This is a genomic window from uncultured Nevskia sp. (assembly GCF_903885465.1).
Taxonomy (GTDB): Bacteria; Pseudomonadota; Gammaproteobacteria; order Nevskiales; family Nevskiaceae; genus Nevskia.
Map to the genome: position 1 here is coordinate 1 of NZ_CAISIQ010000205.1, position 5,597 is coordinate 5,597.

6 protein-coding genes are annotated in these 5,597 nt (G+C 64.0%); 4 read left to right on the plus strand and 2 right to left on the minus strand.

What is annotated here, in order from left to right:
- Window positions 1-568: RNA polymerase sigma factor (locus tag QZY06_RS07800; RefSeq protein WP_295682503.1), on the minus strand; the 568-nt coding region annotated here is incomplete at its 3' end.
- Window positions 569-700: 132 nt separating this feature from the next.
- Between QZY06_RS07800 and QZY06_RS07805 the strand changes: the two genes are divergently transcribed.
- Both QZY06_RS07805 and QZY06_RS07810 read left to right on the plus strand, forming a co-directional pair.
- On the plus strand, window positions 701-1,477 hold the full coding sequence (locus QZY06_RS07805; RefSeq protein WP_295682506.1) for a glutathione S-transferase N-terminal domain-containing protein: 777 nt from the start codon (window positions 701-703) through the stop codon (window positions 1,475-1,477).
- Window positions 1,478-1,484: 7 nt separating this feature from the next.
- Window positions 1,485-2,111: a LysE family transporter gene (locus tag QZY06_RS07810; RefSeq protein WP_295682509.1), complete on the plus strand. Its 627-nt coding sequence runs from the start codon at window positions 1,485-1,487 to the stop codon at window positions 2,109-2,111.
- Window positions 2,112-2,171: 60 nt separating this feature from the next.
- On the opposite strand, the gene QZY06_RS07815 is transcribed toward QZY06_RS07810, so the two are convergent.
- Window positions 2,172-2,783: a TetR/AcrR family transcriptional regulator gene (locus tag QZY06_RS07815; protein WP_295682512.1), complete on the minus strand. Its 612-nt coding sequence runs from the start codon at window positions 2,781-2,783 to the stop codon at window positions 2,172-2,174.
- Window positions 2,784-3,088: 305 nt separating this feature from the next.
- Between QZY06_RS07815 and QZY06_RS07820 the strand changes: the two genes are divergently transcribed.
- Both QZY06_RS07820 and QZY06_RS07825 read left to right on the plus strand, forming a co-directional pair.
- A complete protein-coding gene (locus QZY06_RS07820; protein WP_295682515.1) occupies window positions 3,089-4,294 on the plus strand; it encodes an acetyl-CoA C-acetyltransferase in 1,206 nt (401 codons plus the stop codon).
- Between the two features lie 159 nt (window positions 4,295-4,453).
- The coding region (locus QZY06_RS07825) for an enoyl-CoA hydratase-related protein (protein WP_295682517.1) at window positions 4,454-5,597 on the plus strand (1,144 nt) is incomplete at its 3' end.

The window sequence follows — 5,597 nt, forward strand, 5'->3', positions numbered from 1 at the left end:
AGGTGCCGATCGCGATGCCGGTCAGCGCACTGATCTCGTCATGCTGGTAGCCCTCGATGTCGTGCAGCATCAGCACCGTTCTCGCCCCCTTCGGCAGCTTGGCCAGCGCCCGTTCCAGATCGATGCGGCTGCCGATGTCTTCCTGACGCAGCGGTTCGATGGCGTCCATCCCGTCGACGCCATCCTGGCCATCGACACCGGACTGCACCTCGTCCTCGAAAGTCACCCAGCGGCGCAGCAGGCGGTGTTCGCCGAGCACCACGTTGACGGTCAGCCGGTGCATCCAGGTGCTGAAGCGGCTTTCGCCCCGGAAGCTGGAGAGCTTTTCCCAGGCGCGGACGAAAGCGTCCTGAGTAGCCTGCTCGGCGCGCGAGGAATCGCCGTGGCAAAGCCGCAGGCAGAGCCCGTAGATGCGATCGACATTGAGGCGATAGAGCTGCTCGAAGGCGCGCGAATCACCGCTGGCCGCGCGGCGCGCCAGCACGTGATCCTCAGGCTCGGCTTGCGGAACAGGCGTCGTGGCCGGCAAGGCGGCCTCCATCGTCAGGTTGAGGATTGCGGTAGTCATTGACGCTCTGATGCGCCGCGTCGCCGCAGGGTTTGAACCGCCTCCGCGCCGAACAGCGCCGCTGCCGCGATAATACGAGCGTTCACTGCTCGCGGCCGGGTTCTGTCCGGCATCTTTCTCTCCGGGGTTTCCATGTCCGTCACTCATCAGCTGAAAGTGGTCAGTTCCGTCCTCGCGTCCAGCGCCCGCGGCTGGCGCGGCAGCCTGTCGTTCCGGCCGACCACGCGTCAGCCCGAGCAGTTGCTGAAGCTCTACGAATATGAAGCCAGCCCGTTCTGCCGCTTCGTCCGCGAAGCGCTGAGCGAGATGGATCTCGATGCGCTGATCCTGCCCTGCCCACAGGGCGGCAAGCGCTTCCGGCCGGAAGCAGTGAGCCTCAGCGGCAAATCGTTGTTTCCGTTTCTCGTCGATCCGAACACCGGGCGCTCGATGCTGGAGTCCGCCGACATCGTCGACTACCTCGGCGAAACCTATGGCGGCCAGTTGCGCGCGCCGCGTGGCGTGCGCCGCGGCGGCGCGATCGTCGCATCGGCACTCGCCTCGAGCTTCCGCGCCGTGCCGACCGTGCGCGGCGTGAAAGCCGTGGCCTCCCGCGCACCGGCCGAACCGCTCGAGCTGTTCAGCTTCGAATCCAGCCCCTATTCGCGCCTGGTGCGCGAACGGCTTTGCGAACTGGAACTGCCCTACATGCTGCGCAGCACCGCCAAGGCACGCTGGGAAGACGTTGGCCCGCCATGGATCCGTGCGAAGTATTTCCCGACGCTGCCGGTGGAAGGCCGTAACCGCCTGCGGCTGCTGGAACTCGAAGGCAAGGTGCAGGTGCCGTATCTGATCGATCCGAACACCGGCGTGTCGATGTTCGAATCCGAGGAAATCCTCGAGTATCTCGACGCGACTTACGCGGCCTGATGTCTTGATGAGCCCGGCCGAACTGTTCGCGACGATCGCCCTCGCCCACTCGCTGGCGGTCGCCAGCCCGGGGCCGGACCTCGCCGTGGTCACCCGGCAGACGCTGGCGCACGGCCGGCGCGCCGGGGTGCTGACGGCGCTCGGCATCGCCGCCGGCATCAGCTTCCATGTCGCCTACGGCATGTTCGGCCTGGGTTGGGCGATCGAGCGTTTCCCGGCGTTGCTGACGGTGCTGAAGCTGGTCGGCGCCAGCCTGCTGCTATGGATCGGCTGGGGTGCGATTCGCGCACAGCCGGCCGCCGATGCCGCACCGGTCACCGTCAGCGGCAAGGCTGCCCAGCGCGATTTCGGCATCGGCTTGGCAACCAATCTGCTCAACGTCAAGGCGATGCTGTTCTTCGTCGCGCTCTGCTCGGCGGTGATCACCGGCGACACACCGACCTGGCTGAAGCTGGGCCTGAGCGCCTGGATGATCGTGGCGACCGGCGCCTGGTTCAGCTTCGTCGCCTGGACGCTTGGCCATCCGCGCATCCGCAGCCGCCTGGTGCGCAGCGCGCATTGGATCGACCGGGCGATGGGCGCAATCCTGTTGGTGCTCGGCGTCGGCATGCTGTGGTCGGTACTGCATGGCTGAAACGGGTGACGCGGGATTATCTTTCCCGCACCTTCCCCCGCTTGCGGGGGAAGGTGCGTATCACACCGGCTTCGCGATGGCCCGCCAAAGCATGTCGAACAAGACATTTGCCTGCTTGGTCAGCGGCTCCTTCTGGCCGCGGTGGATGTACATCTGCACCAGGCGGGCGATGACGCCGAAGATGTAGTCGAGCAGGATCTTTTCGTCGACTTCATCGTTGAGCACACCCTTGGCGCGGCCTTCGCCAAGCACACGGATGAAGGTGCCGAACAGCAGCGGGTTCTGGTAGTTGTCCTGCTTGCGCCAGGTGTTGACGTACACCGAACTCATGATCAGCTGGGCGACCTTCGGGTTCTTCTCGAAGAAATCCAGGGTCACCCAGAACACCTTGCGGAATTTCTCCTTGAAGTCCTCGATACCCTGCAGGTGGTCGATCATCCGCGCCGCCAGCCGGCCGAGCCAGGTGTCGAGGCAGGAGAACAGCAGCGCTTCCTTGCTGCCGTAGTACTTGTAGATCGTCTGCAGGCTGACATTGGCGCCGCGGGCGACCTCGATCAGGCCGACCCGATGGAACTCGCGCTCGGAAAAGATATCGAGCACCGCTTGTTCGATGCGCGCCCGGGTATCCGGATCGAGCAGGGTACGGTCGGCGGTAACGGCAGCATCTTTCATCTCGTCATCTCGGCTTGCCACGGTCTTCAAAGCGGTTTGCCTCGTGCTTGCAAGTAATGATCTTTACTAGACCTGAAGCGCCTGGCCATCCCGACAGGTTGACCGGCACCATCAGCCTGATTATGCTGCAAACGCATCATTTGGGGCCGTCGTGCAGTCCATGCCCCATAGGTTCCCACCGGCGAAATGCACCATACATAAGGTTGGGACTGAGCGAATAGTAATTGCGATTACCCAATCGCGCAACCGCCGACCCGACATCGCGCGCCCGCAGCTCCCAGGACGATCCAACGGAACTCATCACCATGAACGAAGCATTCATTTTCGATGCCGTGCGCACGCCGCGCGGCAAGGGCAAGAAGGACGGCAGCCTGCATGAGGTGACGCCGGTGCATCTGCTCGGCAACCTGTTCAACGCGCTGGAAAACCGCAACAGCCTCGACACCTCGCAGGTCGACGACGTGGTGATCGGCTGCGTGACGCCGGTCGGCGAGCAGGGTGCCGATATCGCCCGCACCGCGATCCTGTATTCCGGCTGGGCCGAGAACGTGCCGGGCGTGACCCAGAGCCGCTTCTGCGCTTCCGGTCTGGAATCGGTGAACCTGGCGGCGATGAAGGTGATGTCCGGCCAGGAAGATCTGGTCGTTGCCGGCGGCGTGGAGAGCATGTCGCGCTGGCCGATGGGTTCGGACGGCGGCGCCTGGGCGATGGACCCGCGCATCAACGAGCAGCTCGGCTTCGCGCCGCAGGGCATCGGCGCCGATCTGATCGCGTCGCTGGAAGGCTTCAGCCGTCACGATGTCGATGCCTTCGCCGTGCGGTCGCAGCAGCTCGCCGCGAAAGCCCATGCCGCGGGCCGCTTCGCCAAGACCCTGGTGCCGGTGCGCGATCTCAACGGCATGATCGTGCTCGACCATGACGAAACCGTGCGTGGCTCGACCACCACCGACTCGCTGTCCGGCCTCAAGGCCAGCTTCGAGCAGATGGGTGTGATGGGCTTCGACTCGACCGCGCTGCGCAAGTACACGACGCTCGAAAAGATCAATCACGTGCATCACGCCGGCAACTCGTCGGGCATCGTCGATGGCGCCGCGTTGATGCTCATCGGCGCGGAAGCCAAGGGCAAGGCGCTGGGCCTGAAGCCGCGCGCACGCATCCGTTCGGTGGCGGTGATCGGTTCGGAGCCGACGATCATGCTGACCGGCATCGCGCCAGCCGCTGAAAAAGCACTGCGCAAGGCCGGCATGAGCATCAAGGACATCGACCTGTTCGAGATCAACGAAGCCTTCGCCGCCGTGGTCATGAAGGCCGTGCGAGCGCTGAACATCGACATGGACAAGGTCAACGTCAACGGCGGCTCGATCGCCATGGGCCATCCGCTGGGCGCCACCGGCTGCATCATCCTCGCCACCCTGCTCGATGAGCTGGAGCGGCAGGACAAGCAGGTCGGTCTGGCCTCGCTGTGCGTCGGCGCCGGCATGGGCATCGCCACGATCATCGAGCGCGTCTGAGGCGCTACTCCTAGCCGATAAAGCAACGTCAATCTCACGCCAAGACGCAAAGCCGCCAAGAAAAGCCTTTCAAGAAAGTCTTTTGATTTTCCTTGGCGTCTTTAGCGCCTTTGCGTGCCCCATGACGTTGCTGTTCATGAATTCATACGAGAACAAGACATGAGTGCAGTGCAAATGACGGTCGATGCCGATGGCATCGCCACCTTGACGATGGACCTGGTCGACCGGCCGATGAACGTGCTGAACGAAGCGCTGATGGCGCCGTTCGCGGAGTTCATCGCCAAGATCGAAGCCGATGCTGGCATCCGCGGCGTGATCCTGACTTCGGCCAAGCGCGAGTTCCTCGCCGGCGCCGATATCGACATGGTCTTCGGCATCACCGATCCGAAGCTGGCGTTCGAAGTTGCCGAACGCCTCAAGCAGATGCTGCGTCGTCTGGAACTCTGCGGCCGGCCGGTCGTTGCGGCGCTGAACGGCACCGCGCTGGGCGGCGGTCTGGAAGTGGCGCTGGCCTGTCACTGGCGAGTGGCGATCAATGATCCGAAGGCCAAGTTCGGTCTGCCGGAAGTGAAGCTGGGCCTGCTGCCCGGCGGCGGCGGCACCCAGCGCCTGCCGCGCATGATCGGCATCCAGGCGTCGCTGCCGCTGATGCTCGAAGGCAAGGAGCTGAATGTCGAAGCGGCCAAGCAGCAGGGCATCATCAACGAGCTGGCCGCCGACAAGGCCGAGATGCTGGCCAAGGCCAAGAGCTGGTGTCTCGCCAACCCGAAGCCGGTACAGCCCTGGGACGACAAGAAGTTCAAGTGGCCGGGCGGCGATGCCCGTCACCCAGCCGTGGTGCAGGTGTTCGCGATCGCGCCGTCGATGGCCGGCGCGAAGACGCAGGGCAATTACCCGGCGGCGACCAACATCATGAGCTGCGTCTACGAAGGCGGCATCGTCGACTTCGAATCCGGCTGCCGCATCGAGTCGCGCTACTTCGCGAACCTGGTGGTGTCGCAGGTCAGCAAGAACATGATCGGAACCCTTTGGTTCCAGCTCAACAGCATCAACAAGGGCAAGAGCCGTCCCGAAGGCTTTCCGAAGTCGAAGGTGCAGAAGCTCGGCATTCTCGGCGCCGGCATGATGGGCGCCGGCATTGCATATGTGTCGGCCAAGGTCGGCATCGAATGCGTGCTGCTCGATTCGACGATCGAAGCTGCCGAAAAGGGCAAGGCCTATTCGGCCGGCCTGCTCGACAAGGCGATCAAGAAGGGTCGCGAAACCCCGGCCGGCAAGGGCGTGTTCCTCGACAAGATCAAGG

Excerpts from the sequence above, each read along its gene's own strand:
- QZY06_RS07805 (WP_295682506.1), top strand. The coding sequence starts at position 701 with ATGTCCGTCACTCATCAGCTGAAAGTGGTCAGTTCCGTCCTCGCGTCC.
- QZY06_RS07810 (WP_295682509.1), top strand. The coding sequence starts at position 1,485 with ATGAGCCCGGCCGAACTGTTCGCGACGATCGCCCTCGCCCACTCGCTG.
- QZY06_RS07815 (WP_295682512.1), bottom strand. The coding sequence starts at position 2,783 with ATGAAAGATGCTGCCGTTACCGCCGACCGTACCCTGCTCGATCCGGAT.
- QZY06_RS07820 (WP_295682515.1), top strand. The coding sequence starts at position 3,089 with ATGAACGAAGCATTCATTTTCGATGCCGTGCGCACGCCGCGCGGCAAG.